Here is a 21,326-nt window from a genome sequence, read left to right on the forward strand (position 1 = left end):
GCTACATAAATTTTTTTAGATGTTCAATACGGTAGAAACAAACTTGAGCAGATCGCCCTTGCGAACGGATTGGGAATTGCCCAGGTAGTTGGAGGCGATCGATCCTGCGATGTTGCCCAACAGGGACCCGATCTCAACGGGAGCTTCCAGGTAGGCAGACATGCTGCTCAATGCATAAAAGGCGTCGCCGGCGCCAACGGTGTCGAGGACGGTCAAGGTGAGGGCCGGATGGACAAAGCGGCGCTCCTCGCGATCAACGGCGACGGAGCCTTTCGAGCCCAAGGTCACCCATCCCTGGCGGGCGCCCAGTTGTTGACTCAGCCGGGTGAGCAAGGCGCCTTCGGCGCCGCGGGGATCGGCCATGGCCAGGCGCAGTTCCCGTTCATCGATCGTGAAGGTGTCGGCTTTTTTATATTTCGTGATCAGGTTCATCCCGTAGTTGGCCGAATTGGTTTGGCAGTTGACGGCCAAAAAGCGCGCCTTCTCCTGAACAATCTCCATCACCTGCTGGTCAATGGCGCCGTGCCCGAAATCACAGAGAACGACCAGATCGTAATCGGCGACGGTGCGACGCAGTTTTTCCAGATAGCGCTCCCGCTTCTCTCCGTCGGCTGTCCTTTCGTCGGGGAAGTAATTGATGGAGAACATCTTCTCATACTCGTTGCGGATGCCGTGGCGCTCCACATAGCGCCGCTTGACGATGGTGCGGTAATCGGCGTCAAAGACCAGGTCCAGATACATCTCGCGGCTCAACTCATTGAGCATGAGCGTATGGATGTGAGACTCCCCACCCAGGATCCCTGTGGCGGTCACATTCTGGGAAAAACCGGCCAGGTGCCTGGCGATGGCCAAACTCCCCCCCAGGAAGCGGTTCTCGCCGTCATAGCGCACCGAAATGGCCCGGTCCTTCGAGGTCAAGCCCATCGTCTGGCACATCACATACTCATCGATGATGATATCGCCGACAACCAACACCTTTAGCGAAGCCATGGCCTCGACAAAACGACGCACCTCGTCAAAGCGGATCCTGCCCGTCAGTTCTTCCGCAAACTCCCGCACACCCGGCGGGAGGACATCAAAATGACGGTTCAGCAACCGTGTGGAACTGAACACGTCGCCTTCCGTGTAATGGACATCGCCGCCACAGCGACGCGTTTGCTCGATCTCTTTATCGATGTTGGCCGTCACATCATTCTTCGCCTCGGCGTACTCCTTGCCCTTCACATACACGTCGGGACGAACGATCTCGATGATCTCCAGCGCTGTCGCCTGTTCCGAGAGCACCACAAAATCGACGCATTCCAACGCAGCCAGGGAGGTCATCCGATGCTCGTCCGAAAAATAGGGGCGTCCAGGCCCCTTGTTGACATAGGGCGCCGATGTGACAGAGACAACCAGCACATCGCCCAGCGACGCCGCTTGATCGAGATGAATGATATGGCCGGGATGAAGCAGATCAAAGACACCGTGGCAAAGGACCACTTTCTTTCCTTCGTCACGCAGCCGTTCGCATATGGCGCCGAAGTGTGATTTATCTACGATTTTCTGCCGTTTCCGGTTCCCCGTCGGTTCTACCAACATACGTCCACCTCACAGGCGCCTTATCTAATCCTATTTCTATGGCGATACGCCCACTCCCCAGCTGGCCGCGCCGAATCGACGGTTACCGATTCTATTCTATCGATTCTGTCGATTCTCCAGATACCAGCGGATCGTTTCGCGCAAGCCCTCCTCAAGGGACACACGAGCTTGATATCCGAATTTCTCCTTCGCCCGCGACGTATCCAACATTCTCCGCGGCTGACCGTTCGGTCGGCTCGTGTCCCAGAGGATGTCGCCCCGGTAATCGACGATCCCGGCGATCAACTCGGCCAGTTCCCGGATCGCGATCTCGCTGCCTGTTCCCAGGTTAACGGGCAACGATTCGTTGTAGTGCTCCGTCGCCAGCAAGATCCCCTCCGCGGCATCTTCCACAAATAAGAACTCGCGCGTCGGTGTGCCGTCGCCCCAGAACACCACTTCCTGCGTTCCCGCAGCCTTGGCCTCGATAAACTTCCGGATCAGCGCCGGGATGACATGGGATGTCTCATAGTCAAAGTTATCCCGCGGCCCGTACAGGTTGACAGGCAACAAAAAAATAGAGTTGAAACCGTATTGCTGGCGATAGGCCTGGCTCTGCACCAGCATCATCTTTTTCGCCAGACCGTAGGGCGCGTTCGTCTCCTCGGGGTACCCGTTCCATAGATCGTCTTCATGAAAAGGCGGGGGGCAGAACTTGGGATAGGCGCAGACCGTGCCGACGGCGACAAACTTTTCTACCCCGTAAACCCGTCCCCACTCCATCAATTGAACGCCCATGATCAGGTTGTCGTAAAAAAACTTGCCGGGGTTTTTGCGGTTCGCTTCGATCCCCCCGACGACAGCGGCCAGATGGATGACGATGTCGGGTTTGCATTCCTCGTAGAGCCTTTTGATATCCTCCAGTTGAGTCAGGTCATAGTCCTTGCTGCGGGGAACAAAGATCGCTTGGCACCCGCGCGTATGTAAGCCGTCGACCACATAGGAACCGAGAAAACCGGCGCCGCCGGTCACCAGCACCCTGCGATTCGCAAAGAACCCTGTCATGGGATCGCCTCCGGTTATTCGTCGTTGTGCTTGACGTCAAAACCGTGGTTTTGGCAAAGCACATCCCGTTGCACCCGCTTGAGGTCTTCTGTCATCATCAGCGTGACCAACTCCGGGAAGGTCACGGTCGGTTGCCACTTCAGCTCGTTTCGAGCCTTGGAAGGGTCACCCAGCAGGATGTCCACCTCGGTGGGACGGAAGTAGCGGCGGTCCACCTCAACGAGCACCTTCCCCGTCTCCCCATGGATGCCCTTTTCATCGACCCCTTGGCCCGACCACCGGAGGGGAATGCCGACATGGGCGAAGGCAAGTTCGGTAAACTCGCGCACGCTATGGGTTTCGCCGGTGGCGATCACGTAATCGTCCGGCTGTTCCTGTTGCAACATGAGCCACATGGCTTGGACGAAATCGCCTGCAAAGCCCCAATCCCGTTTGGCGTCCAGGTTGCCCAAGAACAGTTTTTCTTGCAGCCCCATGTGAATCCGGGCGGCAGCGCGGGTGATCTTTCGCGTCACAAAGGTCTCGCCGCGAATGGGCGACTCGTGATTGAACAGGATTCCGTTGCAGCCATAGATGCCGTAAGCTTCCCGGTAATTGACGGTGATCCAGTAGGCGTACATCTTGGCCACCCCGTAAGGGCTTCTCGGATAGAAGGGTGTCGTCTCCCGCTGGGGGATCTCCTGCACCTTCCCAAAGAGTTCGCTCGTCGACGCTTGATAGAAGCGCGTCTTTTTCTCCAGCCCCAGGATGCGCAAGGCCTCCAACAGCCGCAGGGTCCCAATCGCGTCAGAATTGGCCGTGTATTCCGGCGTTTCAAAGGACACTTGCACATGGCTCTGGGCAGCCAGGTTGTAGATCTCGTCGGGCTGGACATCTTGGATGATCCGGATGATATTCGTCGAATCCGTCAGATCCCCGTAATGCAGGGTAAAGCGGACATTGGAACTGTGGCGATCCTGGTAGAGGTGATCGATGCGCTCCGTGTTAAAGGACGATGCCCTCCGCTTGATACCGTGGACGATGTATCCCTTGCTTAATAAAAACTCCGCCAGATAGGCGCCGTCTTGACCGGTAATCCCTGTGATCAATGCAACTTTACTCATCCGATGTTTCCCTCACTGATCCCTGAAAATGGTGACAACTGAGCCTTCTCGTTGATGAGCGGGCTAGTTGTCCAGTTGGAAGATGCCCTCGCCATGCAAGAGACGATAGACCTCTTCCTTGGAGATGGGTTCAAGCAGCGCTGAGCTGGAAATAATCGCTTTATCTGCTTCCTGTTTCACATCTCCGCTCCAGCCCGGAATGAGAAACATATCCGGCAATTCCCGGGCGATCACGCTCTCATCGTGGGTCATCAATTCTTCAAAACGCTTTTCGCCGGGGCGAAGTCCGATATAATCGATCGCGATGTCGCTCGGCTTTCGATTCACCAAGGGGGCGTAGTTCTCCACCATGGTCTCCACCAAGTCGCCGAGGCGGATGACAGGCATCTTCAAAACGAAAACCTCTCCGCCTCGGGCCAACTCGCCGGCGCGCACGGTCAGATCGGCCGCTTGGGACAAGGTCATCATAAATCGCGTCATCTCCGGATCGGTGACTGTCACCGGTCCGCCTTTGCGGATCTGCTTTTTGAAGACCTCGATCACGCTCCCCCGGCTGTTGAGCACATTGCCGAAACGGACCGCCGAGAAAATCGTCTTGCGCGTTCCCCGCCACTGCACCGCCGAAGAGATGAGCCGCTCCGCCAGGAGCTTGGTGGCCCCCATCGTGTTGGTCGGACTGACAGCCTTGTCAGAGCTGGTATAGACGACCCGCTCCACACCGTTGGCCAATGCCGCTTCAATCACATTCTGCGTGCCGACGACATTCGTCTTCACCGCCTCATAGGGGTTGTACTCGCAAAGGGGGACATGCTTCAGACTGGCCAGGTGGAAAACGACCTGGGCGCCCTCGGCGGCCCGCCTGACCCGTTCGGCGTCACGGACATCGCCGATAAAATGGCGCAGGTCGCTGCGCGGACCATATTCCTGCTGAAGCTCAAAGAGTTTTGCCTCATCACGGCTAAAGAGACGCACCGCTTTGGGTGAATGGGCGAGAATTTTGGGAAGCAGCACCCTGCCCAGAGAACCGGTGACGCCGATCACGAGAACGATTTTATTTTTTAGGTAGCTTTCGTTCATCCTTCATCCCTATCCTGACTGTTCTTCACCGAATCTCTCGAGGGTCTTGCTTAACATCTTGTGGTATTTTTCCGCCATCTTGACGATGGAGTCGTAGAGGATACGACCGGCTTCAGACACCTTCAGGCCGGTCGCGCGTTCATCGGCGTCTTCCGGAACCTCGATCCGCCGAAAATACTCGAAATACAGACTCTGAAAAGGCAAGGCGAGCATCACATTCATATTGCCCATGCCCTTCAGTTCTTCATCGATCGTCTCCAACTCTTTCAGCATCCCGCCGATCCTGCGCTCAATCGCGCCCGGTTCCTTGCGATCGTACAGCCGTCCCATCCGTTTGGAGAGATCGCGGGCCCGCTGCGCCAGCTTTTTGGCGCGGTCCAGTTCTTCCTGCAAGCCCCCCAGATCAGCCTTCAATCGATCGCGATCGATGATGGGCGGTGTTGTCGCCAATAGCTCGCGGATCTGCTCCCTGACCTCGCTCAAATCGGCTGCGCCATCGAGCAGCGCTTCGATCTGGTCATTTGTCGCATAGGGGGCGCCTTCAATGGCCAGGCCGCCGACACTCGCGTTATAGGCGCGGACATCGGGCGTTTTGGGGATCTCTTTCTCAAACCAATCCTTGAAAATCTGGAAGGCCCAGGTTGTGTTGACGGGTTCGCCAAACATGTTCACTGTCGGCAGCAACTTCCGCTCCGATTTTGCTTCTGTTTTGCGCCAGGCTGTTCCTTCCGCATGGGTAAAGCCCGTCTGATAACACAGATCCAGACCAGTGAGGAAAATGGGGTTGCACCCCATCCGGCGAGCCAATTCAAAGGCCACGTTAGTGACGGAGGGACCGGCGGCGACTTTTTGCTCCAGATAAGGCCCAAAGGCGTAGAGCCACTCGCCCATAAAGTCGCTGGTGACGGCGGCAATCTTGGGGCCTTCGTGGATGTTGCAGATGTGCCAAAATACCTTCGGATCGTAAATCAGCGGGGTTTTTATCGACAAGGGTTCATTCGCTTCACCGTCGGTAAAGTGATAGTAATTCGGCGAGCCGCCGTCGATGCTGACGATAAAGTCCGGTTCGATGCCGGCTTTCATGACCGGCTTCAAGGCGGTTCCCACGACAAAGAGCAGGGCTTTTTCCTTCCAACGGCGCAACTCCGGCAGGACCTTGTTGAGCGACGGCCCCGCAGCGACGACAATCGCCGGAACCCCTTTGAACTTTCCGGCGAAATCTGCAATCCCGGCGGAACGGCACAGCACAGGAAGGTTATTGAAGATATTCTCCAGCCACTGCTCGGAAAAGTGCATCAACGTCGCCAATTCGGCGCTGATTTGATTTAGGACAAACAAAACATCTTCAATGATCTTCTGATAAAAGGCCTCATCCAGCCGCACGACTGGCCGATAATCGACGATGCGAACAGAATCCACTTCATAAAAACTGATCGCGCTGGCCAGGAATTCGGAAAAATCTTTGCTGTCCGGTCCAACGGCAAGGATGAAAGAAGGATTCGCCAACGCTTCTGACCAATCTTGAACCGACAAGGCGGCGATCAGGTGCTCAAGCGAAGAATCGACAGCAACGATATACCCTTCGATCGTTTTGTGCTGCACCAATTCTGTCACATGATAACCCAACCCGATTCCCATCACAATCAGGTGGTCTTTATTTCCTTGCTGTTGGCGGTTATGTCCCGCCAAGGTGCTGCGCGCCCAATCAGCGGCTTCCCGCAAGGGGTCGTACTGGCTGTGCAGGTAGGCCTTTTGCTCATTCTGCTTGTACACCAGTGTCCACCCCTGGCGCCGGCAGGGCAACAGTTCGAAGGTTTTGCCGAAGATGCCTTGCGGGAGATTTTCTACGGATAATCCCAGTTCTCGGGCGTAGGTGTCCAACTGTCGATAGAGCGGAGCCCTGTGCCTTTGGAGTGCGGCCAAATTGGTCAGCCAGTATTCCACCGGCGGCTGTTTGCCGCTGCTACCGCTTTTATCATCAATAATCGGCATTCAGCTCTTCCTTTACCGTTTATCTGGCGAAATCATCCTTCAGCAATTCGCCCACCCGTTCCGTCGGAACCCACCTCGCGCCTTCGATCACAGCGCCGGCGCCGGTATTGATAAAATCCACATCGTTACGGCGCCGAATGAGTGATTCCACATAGCGGCGAAACTTAGTGAGCGCCCGTGTTGTCGACGCGACGCCTCCGTCATTTGTCTGTGTCATTATGCAGTTGTCCGTTTTCGCTAAAGCGTCGTATAGCATATGGGGGGACTGATGGGCATGTTTTTTGCCCCCCGTATAGGCAAAATCCATTCCCATGAAAACGATTCGTTTCGCCCCCATTTTCAGAGCCACATGTAAGGCCAGGGTGATGACAGAGCCACCCGTTGGCAGGGTGTCCTCTCCCCGCCTTTTCGCCCAATCTTCGACATATTGCAACCCTTCCTGGGCTAGGACATACTTCTTGCCTTGATACTCCCGAAAGATTCGCGGATGAATGGTCGGCAACAGCAGCAAGGCCGGCCAAACAACATCTTCATAGACAATCACCTGGTTCATGACGAAATCCTGGGGATCGCTGATGACGACGCCGTCGGGAAAGCAAAGATGCTCACGCAAGGACCCCACAGCCGAACCCACGGCGAGCAGAAAGGCGCTCTTTTTCCATTCCGGCAGAAAGGGCATGACCAGATCCAGGGAAGGCCCCGCACCGGCGACCAGCACCGTGTCATGTGCTCCCATATCGGCGAGAAAGTCGCGGAATCCGGCCTGGGTGCGCAAGGTGTCCTGGTTTTGCTCCCAATTTTGATGCATGAGGCTCCCAAATCGCTCGTAGGCCATACGGATCGCCAACATGCTGTCTAAAATCTCTGATACCCGCCGGCGCGCTTCCGGGATGAGATCCAGCGATGGACGATGCACCCAGAAGGCGTCTTTTTCATCGTAGGTCTCGAGCCATTCACCGAGGGCGCTTTCCGCCCCTTGACCCGTATGCAAGCGAAAGGACGGTTCACCTTCGAACAGCCCCAGCGCCTTTGCCGCTCCCGCCGGTCGCGGGTCAATCTCAAACACATCGATGGGAATCCCAGGGAAGCGCCGGGCAGCGGCGTACACGTGATACCCAAGGCCAAAGCCATAAATCCCGATCCGCTGGGGTTTCTCTTCCCCCAGATGACCGGATACCCAGTTCTCCGCCTCTGCGACCGGATCAAAGCGGCTATGCAGGTAACGACCTGTTGCGCGATGATAGAGGGTCCAATTGTTCTTTCGACCCATTTCGAGCAACAGGTCTTCCCCCAAAGCGTCTTGCACGTCCGGCCTCAATGCGTCGCGAGTCATTGGGTTGGGCCTAGGCCCAGCAGTTTTGCCTGCCCATCAAACCATTCCAACAAGCCTTGCAGATGGGTGACCAACTCATACTCTGTCAAATCGCCAATGGTGACAAAATCCTGCACCGACCAAGCTTCTTCCAGTTCCGCCAGTGTCCTGCGGATCGATTCAAACACATCGGTCGGCAACACTTGTCCCTTTGATAATTGAGGAAGTCCGTTGATCACCGCCGCAATCCACTCCAACCCGTCAAAGGCCTTGGTGAACTGCTCAATCCCTTTGGTCTCGCTCCCCTGGCGAAAGAAGGCGGCGGACGCTTGGAGACCGTCAATCAGTCGAGGCAGGTATTCGACGCCGGATTCAATAATTTCTTGATACATGTTGCTCAATGTCCTCCATGCCCCCTTTAGCCTTGGCGATCATACAATTTTGCGCTGATGTCCGGGAGCAATCCGTAATTGCCCGCGGCAGGCGAGAGAAAAAGGGAGCGATATTCTTTCGTCCACTGTCCTTTGAGGCGAATCAGGCGCTCGGTGATGGCGCCATCGACGGCGCAGATGCGCTGCATCCGTTGAGCAAAGCTTTCCCGCCATTCATCCTTTTGGCGCCCCAGAGCAGGTGACGAAGGGGATGGGGTGATTGGAGTCGCCGTTCTCTTCCACAGGTCGACAAGACCGCTCATCTGGTCTAAAACCTGTGCCCGATCATCCAACCGGGCCATCAACCAATCCATGTCTTCAAACTGACTGTCGGCGATACGCGTCGCAATCTCTTCTGTGATGATTTCCGCCTGTTTCGTCAGCCGGTCGATTTCGTTACAGACTGCCGCTATGGCTGCGCTCATGCCCCACCACCAGAGGATGACTGGGTCTTGGCGATGCGCGCCGCCTCCTCCCAGGTATCTCTCAGTTCGGAAAGCAGCTTGATGATATCCATAATCATTTTCGTGTCTTTTTTGACATTGGCCTGAACCAGATGCTGAAAAAAGAAATCATAGAGGCTCCGCAGGTTTTGGGAAATCGGATAGTCCATGTTCAGGGTAACCGTCAGTTCGACGATGATATTCTGAGCCTTAACGATATTCTGATGCGCTTCATTCGGCTTTTTCTCGTCAATGTACTTGATCGCCTGATGAAGAAAGCGAATGGCCCCGTCGTATAACATAAGCAAAAGCTTTTCCGGGGCCGCCGTCTGCACAGCCGTGTTCCGGTACTGGTTCAGGGCTGCATTCTGCTGGTGCGGAGTGCCAGTAAACATCTCTCTATCCACTCCTATGGGTTTTTCAACTACAGGGAGGCGAGGGCCGATGTCTGGGATTTTATCTTGGACAAGGCCGTTTCCATCGCGGTAAACCGCTGTTCGTAGGATTTGCGCTTCTGTTCCAGACGCCGTTGAAGATTATCCATATCCGTGTTGACGACCTTCAACTCTTTCTCGATACTGCCGCTGCTGCCGGTGATCGCATCGAGCGAACCGCCGGTCTTGGTGGTATCTGTCGTATAGAACCGTATCCGGGTGGCTAAACCGGCCGTATACTCCGTCTTCGGGTTGTAGGTGAAGTACAGATTGGAGAAGGTCAGCGCCCCCGGATCAGAACCGAATTTGACGATGCCGTTGTTCCAATCGACGGTGTACTGGTGGTCTCCCGGCGTTCCGTCGATAAAAGAGAACTGTTCCGATCCGGAAACGAGCTGGGTCGGGAGCGAGCCATAGGTGATACCTGTCTTCGGCAATTTATACTCCGTCGTGCCGGGCGTCGTTGTCAGCGTATAATCGGCGACCTGGACTTGTTTTTGCTGAAAGAGGGACATGACGCCGTTAAAATTGGATCGCAATGCCGCCTTCAACTTATCGTCGTCAATCGTCAGTTGCCCGCTTTTGCCCCCATCTTCGCTGTACTTCTTGCCGGTGATGCCGATGTCTGAGAGGCTGTTCATCTCGTCGGGCAATCCGATGACACTGCCGGAAGCCATCCGGCGAAGCTGGTCGTAGGCGTCGCGAACAATGCTCTGTGATTTGAGCAGGCCCGTCTTCAATTCATCGTCGGTCGGGTTCGTGTTCGCATCTTGACCGGAAGCGTGGTACAGGTAGGACTTTTCGCCGAGCTTGTTATACAGATAGTCGACGGTTTCGTTGTATTTGTCCACAAAGTCATGAATATTCTGGGTAACCTTGTCGAGGTCAGGATTTACGGTGATGGTCGTCGTCGCCCCTTGTTTCAGCAGGGAGATGTCCATCCCGTTGAAAGATACGGTGTTGTTGGAACTCTTCATGTCAGCGCCGTTGATCTTGAAGGTGGCGTCTGTGCCGGCGACTTTTTTGGCGTTCGGCGCGTCCGTCGCCCAGTCGAAAGCGCCGTCGGCCATGTTCTTGCTCGCGTCGGCGCCGAGCATGGCGTGAAGAAAATTCCCGTGAGCGCCGGCGCCGCCGGGCTCATCGAGCACAATCTGTTGATTTGCGCCTGTCTGTTCGGAGGTAAAGCTGATCTGGCCCTTGTTCCGGTCATAAAAAGCCGTTACACCGGTGGCGCCGTTGTTGATCTTATTCAAGATCGACTGGACCGTGTCCGATGTGCTGTAACTGATGGTGTACCCGTTGATCTTAAAAAAACCGCCTGTAAAGATGGTTCCCGTTCCCGCGTAGTCAGGATCGGTGTTGATGCTGTCCAAGGTGCGCAGTTCCGGTGAATCCTGCCCTGTTCTCGCCGTGCCGCTGTTTAAACCGGTAGCCGCCAAAAAGCCGCTCGAATCGCTGCCCAGCGTGATCGTCTGCGACTTGCCGGCCGTCTTCTGAGTGAGAACGATCTGATTGCTCGAATTGATGCTGGCTGTCACGCCGGCATTGGAGTCGTTGATCTTGTTCAACACCGAGTTGACCGTGTCGGCGCCCTTGACAACCGTGATCGACACTCCGTTGATGGTAAATTGACCGCTTTGCACATTGCTCAGGCTGTTGCTGGCGGCAAAGTCGGAGAATTTCACGCTTGAATCGGCGGCGGCGACAGCGGAACTGCCCGTCAGCGCCGCATTGGTGGCAGCGAGAACCCCCATCATGCTTTCTTTTCCGGAAATCCGGGCGTTTGTTGCCAGTGTCGTGACATCCAGGTTGTAGGTGCCGGCCACGGCGTTTGTACCGGTCTTGACGGTGGCCACACTCGTGTCGCTGGTAGTGCCTGTGGTGGCCGAAAAACCGGTGTTTCGATACAGGGTCTCCGCCTTATCGCGCAAGGAATTCATTTTGAGCTTAAACTCAAAAAAGGCATCTTTTCGAAATTGCAGTATCTTTTTCTGTCTCTCCATCTGGACAAGCGGTTGTGATTCGACGGCCATCAGCTTGTCAATGATACCTTTCGTATCGATACCTGAAACCAGCCCGCTAATCTGAAGATTACTCATGGTACACCCTCCCAATCCTACGCGGTAGCCTAAACCCGCTTATCCACAAAAAGCCCGACGACTTCTTGAATCGCTGCCGCTATATCGAGCAGTTTTTTCGGCGGAATCTCCTTAATTACTTTATCGTTGCGATTGTCGATGATCTGAACCATGATATTTCCGGTTTCCTTATGAATTTCAAACTTCAGATGGGAATTAAAGGGCTCCATCATGTCATTGAGGTGATTTACCTTTTTCTCTAACTTCTGCTTCACCTCTTCTTGCAAGGCTGAGCTGGTCTTATCCGGTGTCGTCTTCTCTTGTCCGGGCTTCTTCTCCACCTCTGGTTGAACGGCCGTGTCATCCCCATTTCCTTTGGAAGGCTGAGGACTGCCGCTGTTCACGGGAACATTTGCTCCCACGGGAGAGATTGAAGAGAAAGCCATCCCATTCGTCCCGATTTCCACAGTGCTCCACTTCCTTTCAAAAAAAACAAATCCTATCACGTTTCATATATCATCGGAGTCACCCGGATAAAACATTATGATCAAAAAAGGCCAGCCGATTTGACCGGCCGGCCTTTTTTTTTGATTACGTTTTGCTTACCGCAGGAGCGACAGCACGCCTTGGGGTTTTTGGTTCGCTTGCGCCAGCATGGAGGTGCCGGCTTGGCTGAGAATCTGGCTGCGGGTGAAGCTGGACATTTCCGAAGCCATGTCAACGTCACGAACGCGGGATTCGGCGGCTTGCAGGTTTTCCGAAGCCACGTTCAGGTTGGCGATGGTGTGCTCGAGGCGGTTCTGCCAGGCGCCCAGTTTGGACCGCATCGTCGAAACCGTCGCGATGGCCGTATTGACAGAAGTGATGGCCGCTTGAGCCTTGGTCGTGTTGCTGACACTCAGGGTGCCGCTGACACCGAGGGCGCTGGCCGTCACGTTGGTGATGGTGATTTTGATGGTTTGACCGCTGTTGGCGCCGATCAGGAAGGTCTTGGCAGAGAAGCCGCCGCTCAGCAGCTTCTGGGTGTTGAACTCGGTCGTCTTGGCGATCCGGTTCAGTTCGCTCTGCAGTTCGTTGATTTCCGTCTTGATGGCGTTGCGGTCAGCAGTGACGTTGGTGTCGTTGGAGGCTTGGACAGAAAGTTCACGCATCCGTTGCAGGATGGAGTGCGTTTCGTTCAAGGCGCCTTCAGCCGTTTGAATGAGCGAGATGGCGTCTTGGGCGTTCCGAACAGCTTGGTTCAAGCCGTTGATCTGACCACGCATCTTTTCCGAAATAGCCAGACCGGCGGCGTCATCGCCAGCGCGGTTGATGCGAAGGCCCGAAGACAGCCGTTCCAGGGATTTGTTCATCGAAAAATCAGTGACGCCCAGTTGGCGTTGCGCGTTCAGCGAACTGATGTTATGGTTGATAATCATGATTTTTTCCTCCTTGATTATTTTGTGTCAGCCTTCCTTGGCCGGCCCGGTGATCTATGATATCACCGATCGATTAGGAACGGATTCTAATGATTACCGCAACAGGGAGAGAACGCCTTGGGGCTTCTGGTTGGCTTGCGCCAGCATCGAAGTGCCAGCCTGGCTGAGAATTTGGCTACGGGTGAAGCTGGACATTTCGGCAGCCATGTCAACGTCACGGACGCGGGATTCGGCCGCTTGCAGGTTCTCCGAAGCCACGTTCAAGTTGGCGATGGTGTGCTCGAGGCGGTTCTGCCAGGCGCCCAGTTTGGACCGCATCGTCGAAACCGTCGCGATGGCCGTATTGACGGAGGTGATGGCCGCTTGAGCCTTGGTTGTGTTGCTGACGCTCAGGGTGCCGCTGACACCGAGGGCGTTGGCCGTCACGTTGGTGATGGTGATTTGGATGGTCTGTCCGCTGTTGGCGCCGATCAGGAAGGTCTTGCTCGAAAAACCGCCGCTGAGCAGTTTCTGTGTGTTGAACTCGGTCGTCTTGGCGATCCGGTTCAGTTCGCTCTGCAGTTCGTTGATTTCCGTCTTGATGGCGTTGCGGTCGGCGGTGACGTTGGTGTCGTTGGAGGCTTGAACGGACAGCTCACGCATCCGTTGCAGGATGGAGTGCGTTTCGTTCAGGGCGCCTTCCGCCGTTTGAATCAGCGAGATGGCGTCTTGCGCGTTCCGAACAGCCTGATTCAAGCCGTTGATCTGACCGCGCATCTTTTCCGAGATGGCCAGGCCGGCAGCGTCATCGCCAGCACGGTTGATGCGGAGGCCCGAAGACAGCCGCTCCAGGGACTTGTTCATGGAAAAATCGGTGACACCCAGTTGCCGTTGCGCGTTCAAAGAGCTGATGTTGTGGTTGATGATCATTCTTTTTCTCCTCCTTGATTTTTTTCCCGGCCGTCCTTGGCCTGGTATGTGATAAAGGTCTACATTCTTATTATCGCTGCTCTGGAAGTAGAGTTTAATATTGAAACAAGGTGATTTTAGGCGTTTTAGGATGATTATGCGAGATTTTATTCGATTATATGCTGATATCTTATTCTAGATAGTTATTTCATTGACTATCGATTGCTGAAAAGCCTGCCGGACTGATCCGGCAGGCTTTTCGCATCATCTTCAAGATTAGCGCAGGAGCGAGAGAACGCCTTGCGGTTTTTGGTTGGCTTGCGCCAGCATGGACGTGCCGGCCTGGCTGAGGATCTGCGTTCTAGTGAAGTTCGACATTTCCGAAGCCATATCGACGTCCCGAACCCGAGATTCGGCAGCTTGCAAGTTTTCCGCAGCCACATTCAGGTTGGCAATCGTGTGCTCCAGGCGATTCTGCCAGGCGCCCAGTTTTGACCGCATCGTGGAAACGGTGGCGATGGCATTGTTCACCGAGGTGATGGCGTTTTGTGCGTGCGAGGAGTCGCTGACGCAAATGCTGTTCACGCTCAGCTTGGTCGCCGTCACACCGGTGATGCTGATGGTGATCGTTTGACCGCTGTTGGCGCCGATCAAGAAGGTCTTGCTCGAGAACCCGCCGCTCAGCAGTTTTTGGGTGTTGAATTCGGTCGTATTGGCAATCCGGTTCAGTTCGCTCTGGAGTTCGTTGATTTCTGTCTTGATGGCGTTGCGATCAGCCGTCACGTTGGTGTCGTTCGACGCCTGGACAGACAGTTCACGCATCCGCTGAAGAATGGAGTGCGTTTCGTTCAGCGCGCCTTCTGCCGTTTGGATCAGGGAGATGGCGTCTTGGGAGTTCCGAACAGCCTGGTTCAAGCCGTTGATCTGGCCGCGCATTTTTTCTGAAATGGCCAGGCCGGCAGCATCGTCACCAGCGCGGTTGATGCGCAGACCTGAGGAAAGCCGTTCAAGAGATTTGTTCATGGAAAAATCGGTGACACCCAGCTGACGTTGCGCATTCAGCGAACTGATGTTGTGGTTGATGATCATGGTTTTTTCCTCCTTGATTCTCTGTGGCCATCCTTGGCCTGCTATGTATTGGAAGTTACAGTGTTATTATCGTTCTTGTCGAAAAAAGGTTTAAACTTTGTAACGGCGTTTATGGGTGATCTGCCTTTGATTTTCGAAAATTAGTTTCATTACATGCGAATATCTCTATTTTTCTCGCTATTTCATTGTTCAATAATAGCAAGAAGCCTGCCAGGCTGCGCCGGCAGGCTTCTTCGTGGAAGCGGTTTGGTGATTAACGGAGCAACGACAGCACGCCCTGTGGTTTCTGGTTGGCTTGCGCCAGCATGGACGTGCCGGCCTGGCTGAGGATCTGACTGCGCGTAAAACCAGACATTTCATTGGCCATGTCGACATCGCGGACACGGGATTCGGCAGCTTGCAGGTTTTCGGAAGCCACGTTCAAGTTGGCGATGGTGTGTTCGAGGCGATTCTGCCAGGCGCCCAGTTTCGACCGCATCGTGGAAACGGTGGCGATGGCATTGTTCACCGAGGTGATGGCGCTCTGCGCGTGCGAGGAGTCACTGACACAGATGCTGTTCACGCTCAGCTTGGTCGACGTCACACCGGTGATGCTGATGGTGATCGTTTGACCGCTATTGGCGCCGATGAGGAAGGTCTTGTTTGTGAAACCGCCGCTCAACAGCTTTTGGGTGTTGAACTCTGTCGTTTGAGCAATCCGGTTTAGTTCACTCTGTAATTCATTGATCTCTGTTTTGATGGCCTGCCGGTCCGCAGTGACGTTCGTATCGTTCGAAGCCTGGACGGAAAGCTCCCGCATCCGTTGCAGGATGCTATGGGTCTCATTCAGCGCGCCTTCCGCCGTTTGCATCAGGGAGATGGCGTCTTGGGAGTTGCGCACCGCTTGGTTCAGGCCGTTGATCTGGCCGCGCATCTTTTCCGAGATGGCCAAACCGGCAGCGTCATCGCCAGCGCGGTTGATCCGGAGACCCGAGGAGAGGCGTTCCAGGGACTTGTTCATAGAAAAGTCGGTGACACCCAGCTGACGTTGCGCGTTCAGCGAACTGATGTTGTGGTTGATGATCATCTTGCATTCCTCCGTGAATTTTATTGCCTTCCTTGGCCTCGCTCGTCAGAGCGGCTACATGGTTATTATCGTTGGACCCAGCAAATAAAAAAAAGGCGTCAATCGACGGAATGAGGCACTCACATCCGATTTTCGCCGCCGTTCTCTTTTTTTCATGCAAAGGGTGCTTTCGTTAAAAATCAAAATAGAATCGCAAGTGAACTTAAAAAATAAAAAGGCCGCTCTGGCGCGGCCTTGAAAAACGCAAGATTTCATTCTTGTTTCCTGATTACGGTCAGGTTATTTTTCTTCCGCCTTGCCTGGCACAGCAAGCCCTCCGACAAGGCGGGCCAACGCATCTGTGTTTCCGGCGATGGCAGCGGCCCGGTTCGCCTCTTCAATCGCTTCTAAAACTTCTTTCCGCAGGATGCGCACATCCTTGGGCGCCCGGATGCCGATTTTGATCTGTTCCCCCCGAACTTCGAGGACAACAACCTCCACGTCATTCCCGATCAGCAGGGTGTCCCCGGCTTTGCGCGTAAGCACCAGCATTTCTCTTCTCCCCGTTTCTTAAACCGTCTCAGGCTTCCCCCAGGCCAACCCTATGAAGCCTCCAGTCGGTGGCGGGTCGAGTATTTTTCGTTATCGAGGATCACCTGCCTGGCCAATCGCTTTTCCCGGTTGATGACGACAGGCGCCTTTAAATTGACACGGATATCCCTGGGATCATCCGTTACGGTAAAGATGACCAGGGTGAGCGCATCCTCTGATCGTCCAAGAGCCAGCTCCTGCTGGTCCGCCGCCGCCAGTTTGAACTCATAATCGGGAAAAAAGGCAAAGGGATCACCAGTCAGAAACTCGAGATCAGGGTTGTCCAAACTGCGCAAAAAGAAGAAGAGCCCTTTGTCTTCATAAGGGATGAGGATAAACCGTTTTTCTCTCTCAAATCCCGGCAAACCCTCTTCAAAACGGATGATGTCCTCGGGATGATATTCGACGGTTCCAAAGCGGCTCGAATGCACCTGCAATACAAACGCCTCCCCACTCCGCCTATCCATGATGATGCAATCAACGCGCGAATGCCTCTCGCTAGACCTGAAGAGACAATTTCGGCGGCGGCGGAATTACTTTCACATACCCTTTCTGGACCACTTCGGTGATCACCCGGCTGGGTTGGTAATCTCCCTGCACCCGCCCTGGCGTCACATGGTAACGGATATCACCCGGCACGTACTGTGCGTCTACACGTCCGGGCTGATACTGAAACTGGGGACGGGCGCCGGGCAAACTGGCGATCGTAAGCTCGGGGCCTTCCGGGAATGCGTTCTCCCAGGCGATGTCGGGAATCGGATCGCTTCGATTCTCAATGGCGCCGATGCGATCCCCTTCTGCCGCCTTGCGCGCGATGTGCTCATAGCTGTACTGCATGGCCCGGGAGGCGAAATCCTCTTCGAGATCATTGCTGGTGCGATATCCGACACTTGCCCGCGCCGCCGTCTGATCGATCAGCACCCGCGGCGGTGTGCGGTTGAGCTCGACGCGCGGATTGGTATGCTCGGCATCCAGCTTGGCCCACGTGTTGGTCAGTTCAAACCGGCGCGGTTGGGTATGGGACTGAATGCGGGTGAACTGTTGATCGATTTGAATTCTCGGCACATTCATCCCCGTTACCCTCCTCTCACCTTATCGGAGAAAGTCCACAAGGCTCGGCTGCAGGACCCGCGCCCCCGTCGACAGGGCGGAGCGGTACACGCTTTCCTGAGTTTTAAAGTCGGTGATCACCTGGGCCATATCGGCGTCTTCGACTTGAGCCAGTGTATTGGTCATCGTCAGTTTGAAGTTCTGGAGCCGGTTGTTGGTAAACTCAATCCGGTTCTCGCGGGCGCCGACAGAGGCCTGCTGCTCAAGCACCTTGTCGGCCAGCTTATCCAGTTGACCGAGATTGTTCGCCTGAGCGCCTGTCTTCAGGGTATTCGATACCGATTTAAGGAAGTTGAGCAGACCGTCATTGGCGCCGGTGCTGCTGTCGGCAAAGATGCGCTTTCCGATGGAATTGATCGCCACCGTGGCCTTGGCGTCAATCTCCACAGCGATCTCTCCGTCATTGCCGTTCCATGTGTAAAAGCCCGTTCCGCCCACGACGGCCGGAGGGTTTCCCGTATTGGTTCCACCGAAGATATAACGTCCGCCGACGGTGGTATTGGCGATCTGGCTGACATGGTCGACGAGCTGATCCACTTCCTCCGCGATGGCCTGGCGGGACTCGGCCGTCGCCGTGTCCGTATTGGCCTCTTCCATCAAGGTGCGAACCCGGTGGATGACACTCGTGACTTCATTCAAGGCCGTATCGGTGTTGTCCAGCCACGTGCCGGCTTCCGTCGCGTTGTCCAGGTATTTGTTTGTCTGCAAGACAGCGCTCCGGTATGTCATCGTTTGCACCGACCCGACGGGATCGTCCTGTGGCAACCGGTTCTTTTTTCCCGAGGTCAGCTGGTATTCCGATTTGTCCATGTCTCCCAAGATGCTATTGAGACTCCGCATAAACCCATTCGTCATCATCGCCTGGGTGATACGCACCGCCTTTACCTCCTTCAGCGCTCACATCGCATTCGCAGAATCGTTATTCAAGGATTCTGTTATCGGCCAACGACGCCCAGATTGATCATCTTGTCAAGCATCTCGTCGACGGCGTTGATCATCCGCGCTGAGGCGTTATAGGCCTGTTGATAGCGGATCATGTTGGTGATCTCGTCGTCGAGGGAAACGCTGCTGACCGAATCCCGCTGGTTTCTCACCAAATCGGTCAGCGTCGTCTGGTTCTTCTCCATCCGGTCAGCCTGTTGACCGGAAACACCCAAGTCCCCCGACACGGTCCGGTAGTAATCGTCAACGGTCGACGGCTGGGGAAACTCGTCTAGTTTTTTGTACTTCAACTGGGACAACTGCAATGAGTTGTCTGAATTGCCCTCATAAGGGATAGCCGTCGTCGGCGGGGGCGTCTTGCTGATGTCCGAACGGGCGGCCGCAATTTTGGATGAGTTGTCGAGAAGCGGGTTGACAATCATGTTCTCCATGTTTGTCGGGTCAACATACGTGGAGTTCGTTTGATAAGCCGTAGCATCCACAAAAAACCGAATCCCGCTCGGTCCGAGCACCTTGTTGGGGCTTTTTTTAATATCCTCCAGCGATACGCCTTCCATATGCTTTTTGTTCAGTTCGGCGCTGAAGACGGTGGCCATCTTGTTCAGCTTCCGCCGGATGTCGGCGATCATGCCTTCGCGCTTGGAGATCTGTACGTCGACATTTGACCCGGACGCGCCGTTGAGATTGAGGACAAGTCCGTTCGCCAAGGTCACCTGATTGCCGCTGACCGAAGATACGGCGACGCTCTGCGTCACGCCACCGCCCACATCAAGGGTGACAGGACTGGAAATCACCACATTGGAGCCGCCGGCGCTGCTGTTAGAGCTAATCAGCGCGGGAGTGGCGGCGTCATCATACCGGTCCAACTTGAAGGTCTTGCTGCCGGCATCGACCGCTGTCAATTGGATCGTTGTTCCTGACACGGTGGCCGTAACCCCGGTATGGCTGGTCAGCGCGTTAAACTTGGCAGCCACATCATCGATGGTGTCTGAAGAAGCGACTTGAAACTGGCAAAGGGCGCCATCGGTTCCCGTTATCTTGTAGGTCTCGCTATGACCCGTGGACGGCGCTGTGTAGGTCATCGCAGGCAAAGCCGCATTGGTCCCCGCTGACGTAATATTCAGCTTGTAGGTGCCGACGACGGTGCTGGCCGTCACATCGACAACCTGCGCGGCGCTCGGGTTGCTCACCTTCGCCTGCCAATCAAAATTATCGGAACCGAAGCGGGAACTGTACCCGGCAGGAACCATGGTTCCTCGGGATTCAAGGATCCCCCTCAGTGCGCCGCTGTTCGGCAACGCCACCATGCCGCTGTCCCACTTAAGTTCATAGAGGCTCTTGCCGTTCGCGTCGGGGCTGTCGACAACCATCAGCTTTTTGGTCGAACCGCCCGAAACAAGGGTCCCGTTGCCGCCTCCCACGCTGACCATGCCCGATTTATCTTCTGAGACGGTGATATCGATGAGCGAGGACAACTTGTCGAGGAGCAGATCCCGCTTGTCCCGCAGATCGTTCGCCTTGTCGCCGGACACCTCAATGGCCTGGATCTGATTGTTCAGGTCGGCGATCTGTCCGGAATAGGAGTTGATCGTATCCACCGTCGACATCAGCTTGTCGTTCAAGTCCGTTTCCAATTGAGTGACCTGGCGGCTGATATGGGAAAAGGTTTCCGCAACGGCTTTGCCCCGCTCAACGACGACACCGCGCGCCGCCGGTTGTTCCGGGTGAGCCGTCAAGTCCTCCCAACCCTGCCAAAACTGGTCCATCACCTGGGACAGACCGGTGTTGGTTTCCTCACTCAAAATCGATTGAATTTTTACCAGTGTGTCCGATTGAACACCCCAGTAGCCGAGAGCGCGGTTTTCGTTGCGGTACTGCATGTCAAGGAAGCTGTCGCGGTACCGCTTGATCTGGTCGACATTCACACCGGTTCCGATCTGTCCGGCATAGCTTGCGCGATGCATGGACGGTTGAAAAAGCGACGGCGTCGTGCCCAGAACGGCCGTCTGCCGAGAGTATCCCTCTGTCCCCGAGTTGGTAACGTTATGGCCGGTCACGTCAAGTCCGGTTTTGTTGGCCATCAGACCCCGACGGGCAATCTCAAGGCCAAAAAAAGTAGACGGCATGGCGATCCTCCCATCGCAAATCGGTATCGTGGCGCTGTCCTGTGGTCAATGGGCGCCCCAATAATGACCGAAGTATTCAAATCTTACGGTTGATCAAAGAGCGTGTGATCGCTTCGCCGTCTCCCTGCGGTCCATAGGCGGGCGCCGGCGCCTCTGTCGCGCGCCGCAGCATATCGTAGTAGGTATCGTAAAACTGCAACGATTTTTCAATCAGCTCTTTGTTGCGCTGATTCTGCCGCTCCAGTTCCAACACCGTAGTGTTGATGTCGCTTCGCAATCTGTCCAACCGTTCCTGTCCTTGGGGGGGCAATCGGTCAAACAGGTCGGAGAGGCGGGCGTCGTCGGCCATGCCCATGCGCGCGAGCAGAGCAACCGTAACCTGCTGCCGCTGTTTTTCCACCAGTCCGGACTGCAGAATCAAGGTGTTCTCGGCGTCGGTGAGCTTTTGAATCTCCGCCACATCTGCCTTCACCAGCGATTGTTCTTTCTTCTGGGCCAATGCATTCAGCCCCTTCAGCAACCGGTGGTGCATCTCCAACAGTTGCACCACTTGCTCAAAAAGGCCCTCTTGGGTGTCTGTCCCCGCGACACCCAAGGGGACCTGCTGATTCGAAGGCATACG

At 55.2% G+C, this 21,326-nt stretch carries 21 protein-coding genes; all 21 read right to left on the minus strand.

Going from position 1 to position 21,326, the window contains the following annotated elements; all coding sequences use genetic code 11:
• Positions 1 to 15: 15 nt before the first annotated feature.
• Entirely contained in the window at positions 16 to 1,578 is a 1,563-nt protein-coding gene (locus GTO89_RS08295) for a PfkB family carbohydrate kinase (RefSeq protein ID WP_235920333.1), read from the minus strand.
• A gap of 99 nt (positions 1,579 to 1,677) precedes the next feature.
• Positions 1,678 to 2,625, minus strand: coding sequence for a GDP-L-fucose synthase family protein (locus tag GTO89_RS08300; protein ID WP_161261612.1), 948 nt, complete (start codon positions 2,623 to 2,625; stop codon positions 1,678 to 1,680).
• A gap of 14 nt (positions 2,626 to 2,639) precedes the next feature.
• On the minus strand, positions 2,640 to 3,728 hold the full coding sequence (gmd, locus tag GTO89_RS08305; protein WP_161261613.1) for a GDP-mannose 4,6-dehydratase: 1,089 nt from the start codon (positions 3,726 to 3,728) through the stop codon (positions 2,640 to 2,642).
• Between the two features lie 63 nt (positions 3,729 to 3,791).
• Positions 3,792 to 4,805, minus strand: a complete 1,014-nt coding sequence (locus GTO89_RS08310) for a UDP-N-acetylglucosamine 4,6-dehydratase family protein (protein WP_161261614.1) — start codon at positions 4,803 to 4,805, stop codon at positions 3,792 to 3,794.
• 9 nt (positions 4,806 to 4,814) lie between these two features.
• Complete coding sequence (locus GTO89_RS08315; RefSeq protein ID WP_161261615.1) at positions 4,815 to 6,797, minus strand: motility associated factor glycosyltransferase family protein; 1,983 nt, start codon at positions 6,795 to 6,797, stop codon at positions 4,815 to 4,817.
• Between the two features lie 19 nt (positions 6,798 to 6,816).
• Entirely contained in the window at positions 6,817 to 8,103 is a 1,287-nt protein-coding gene (locus GTO89_RS17815) for a motility associated factor glycosyltransferase family protein (RefSeq protein WP_161261616.1), read from the minus strand.
• 23 nt (positions 8,104 to 8,126) lie between these two features.
• Positions 8,127 to 8,501, minus strand: coding sequence for a hypothetical protein (locus tag GTO89_RS08325; protein ID WP_161261617.1), 375 nt, complete (start codon positions 8,499 to 8,501; stop codon positions 8,127 to 8,129).
• A gap of 26 nt (positions 8,502 to 8,527) precedes the next feature.
• Positions 8,528 to 8,965, minus strand: a complete 438-nt coding sequence (locus GTO89_RS08330) for a hypothetical protein (RefSeq protein WP_161261618.1) — start codon at positions 8,963 to 8,965, stop codon at positions 8,528 to 8,530.
• Positions 8,962 to 9,378, minus strand: a complete 417-nt coding sequence (fliS, locus tag GTO89_RS08335; RefSeq protein WP_161261619.1) for a flagellar export chaperone FliS — start codon at positions 9,376 to 9,378, stop codon at positions 8,962 to 8,964. Before fliS ends, GTO89_RS08330 begins: the two co-directional genes overlap by 4 nt.
• Before the next feature lie 29 nt (positions 9,379 to 9,407).
• A complete protein-coding gene (gene fliD, locus GTO89_RS08340; RefSeq protein ID WP_161261620.1) occupies positions 9,408 to 11,516 on the minus strand; it encodes a flagellar filament capping protein FliD in 2,109 nt (702 codons plus the stop codon).
• Positions 11,517 to 11,545: 29 nt separating this feature from the next.
• Positions 11,546 to 11,962 (minus strand): flagellar protein FlaG, encoded by a 417-nt coding sequence (locus GTO89_RS08345; protein WP_161261621.1) that lies wholly within the window; start codon positions 11,960 to 11,962, stop codon positions 11,546 to 11,548.
• 135 nt (positions 11,963 to 12,097) lie between these two features.
• A complete protein-coding gene (locus GTO89_RS08350) occupies positions 12,098 to 12,913 on the minus strand; it encodes a flagellin N-terminal helical domain-containing protein (protein WP_161261622.1) in 816 nt (271 codons plus the stop codon).
• 93 nt (positions 12,914 to 13,006) lie between these two features.
• Complete coding sequence (locus GTO89_RS08355; protein ID WP_161261623.1) at positions 13,007 to 13,822, minus strand: flagellin N-terminal helical domain-containing protein; 816 nt, start codon at positions 13,820 to 13,822, stop codon at positions 13,007 to 13,009.
• Between the two features lie 255 nt (positions 13,823 to 14,077).
• Positions 14,078 to 14,890: a flagellin N-terminal helical domain-containing protein gene (locus tag GTO89_RS08360; protein ID WP_161261624.1), complete on the minus strand. Its 813-nt coding sequence runs from the start codon at positions 14,888 to 14,890 to the stop codon at positions 14,078 to 14,080.
• A 253-nt stretch (positions 14,891 to 15,143) separates the two neighbouring features.
• Positions 15,144 to 15,956: a flagellin N-terminal helical domain-containing protein gene (locus tag GTO89_RS08365; protein WP_161261625.1), complete on the minus strand. Its 813-nt coding sequence runs from the start codon at positions 15,954 to 15,956 to the stop codon at positions 15,144 to 15,146.
• A 279-nt stretch (positions 15,957 to 16,235) separates the two neighbouring features.
• Positions 16,236 to 16,487 carry a carbon storage regulator CsrA gene (gene csrA / locus GTO89_RS08370; protein ID WP_161261626.1) on the minus strand — a complete coding sequence of 84 codons (252 nt, stop codon included), beginning with the start codon at positions 16,485 to 16,487 and terminating at the stop codon, positions 16,236 to 16,238.
• A 50-nt stretch (positions 16,488 to 16,537) separates the two neighbouring features.
• Positions 16,538 to 16,957, minus strand: a complete 420-nt coding sequence (fliW, locus tag GTO89_RS08375; RefSeq protein ID WP_328793887.1) for a flagellar assembly protein FliW — start codon at positions 16,955 to 16,957, stop codon at positions 16,538 to 16,540.
• 67 nt (positions 16,958 to 17,024) lie between these two features.
• Positions 17,025 to 17,597 carry a DUF6470 family protein gene (locus GTO89_RS08380; RefSeq protein WP_161261628.1) on the minus strand — a complete coding sequence of 191 codons (573 nt, stop codon included), beginning with the start codon at positions 17,595 to 17,597 and terminating at the stop codon, positions 17,025 to 17,027.
• A gap of 21 nt (positions 17,598 to 17,618) precedes the next feature.
• Entirely contained in the window at positions 17,619 to 18,512 is an 894-nt protein-coding gene (gene flgL, locus GTO89_RS08385) for a flagellar hook-associated protein FlgL (protein WP_161261629.1), read from the minus strand.
• Between the two features lie 59 nt (positions 18,513 to 18,571).
• A complete protein-coding gene (gene flgK / locus GTO89_RS08390) occupies positions 18,572 to 20,704 on the minus strand; it encodes a flagellar hook-associated protein FlgK (protein ID WP_161261630.1) in 2,133 nt (710 codons plus the stop codon).
• A gap of 76 nt (positions 20,705 to 20,780) precedes the next feature.
• Positions 20,781 to 21,323, minus strand: a complete 543-nt coding sequence (locus GTO89_RS08395) for a flagellar protein FlgN (RefSeq protein ID WP_161261631.1) — start codon at positions 21,321 to 21,323, stop codon at positions 20,781 to 20,783.
• Positions 21,324 to 21,326 lie beyond the last annotated feature (3 nt).

Origin of the sequence: Heliomicrobium gestii, from assembly GCF_009877435.1 — a bacterium.
GTDB lineage: Bacteria > Bacillota > Desulfitobacteriia > Heliobacteriales > Heliobacteriaceae > Heliomicrobium > Heliomicrobium gestii.

Excerpts from the sequence above, each read along its gene's own strand:
- GTO89_RS08350 (WP_161261622.1), bottom strand. The coding sequence starts at position 12,913 with ATGATTATCAACCATAACATCAGTTCGCTGAACGCGCAACGCCAACTG.
- GTO89_RS08310 (WP_161261614.1), bottom strand. The coding sequence starts at position 4,805 with ATGAACGAAAGCTACCTAAAAAATAAAATCGTTCTCGTGATCGGCGTC.
- flgK (WP_161261630.1), bottom strand. The coding sequence starts at position 20,704 with ATGCCGTCTACTTTTTTTGGCCTTGAGATTGCCCGTCGGGGTCTGATG.
- csrA (WP_161261626.1), bottom strand. The coding sequence starts at position 16,487 with ATGCTGGTGCTTACGCGCAAAGCCGGGGACACCCTGCTGATCGGGAAT.
- GTO89_RS08315 (WP_161261615.1), bottom strand. The coding sequence starts at position 6,797 with ATGCCGATTATTGATGATAAAAGCGGTAGCAGCGGCAAACAGCCGCCG.
- GTO89_RS08325 (WP_161261617.1), bottom strand. The coding sequence starts at position 8,501 with ATGTATCAAGAAATTATTGAATCCGGCGTCGAATACCTGCCTCGACTG.
- GTO89_RS08360 (WP_161261624.1), bottom strand. The coding sequence starts at position 14,890 with ATGATCATCAACCACAACATCAGTTCGCTGAATGCGCAACGTCAGCTG.
- fliD (WP_161261620.1), bottom strand. The coding sequence starts at position 11,516 with ATGAGTAATCTTCAGATTAGCGGGCTGGTTTCAGGTATCGATACGAAA.
- GTO89_RS08380 (WP_161261628.1), bottom strand. The coding sequence starts at position 17,597 with ATGAATGTGCCGAGAATTCAAATCGATCAACAGTTCACCCGCATTCAG.
- fliS (WP_161261619.1), bottom strand. The coding sequence starts at position 9,378 with ATGTTTACTGGCACTCCGCACCAGCAGAATGCAGCCCTGAACCAGTAC.
- GTO89_RS08300 (WP_161261612.1), bottom strand. The coding sequence starts at position 2,625 with ATGACAGGGTTCTTTGCGAATCGCAGGGTGCTGGTGACCGGCGGCGCC.
- gmd (WP_161261613.1), bottom strand. The coding sequence starts at position 3,728 with ATGAGTAAAGTTGCATTGATCACAGGGATTACCGGTCAAGACGGCGCC.
- GTO89_RS08355 (WP_161261623.1), bottom strand. The coding sequence starts at position 13,822 with ATGATCATCAACCACAACATCAGCTCTTTGAACGCGCAACGGCAACTG.
- GTO89_RS08365 (WP_161261625.1), bottom strand. The coding sequence starts at position 15,956 with ATGATCATCAACCACAACATCAGTTCGCTGAACGCGCAACGTCAGCTG.
- GTO89_RS08330 (WP_161261618.1), bottom strand. The coding sequence starts at position 8,965 with ATGAGCGCAGCCATAGCGGCAGTCTGTAACGAAATCGACCGGCTGACG.
- GTO89_RS08395 (WP_161261631.1), bottom strand. The coding sequence starts at position 21,323 with ATGCCTTCGAATCAGCAGGTCCCCTTGGGTGTCGCGGGGACAGACACC.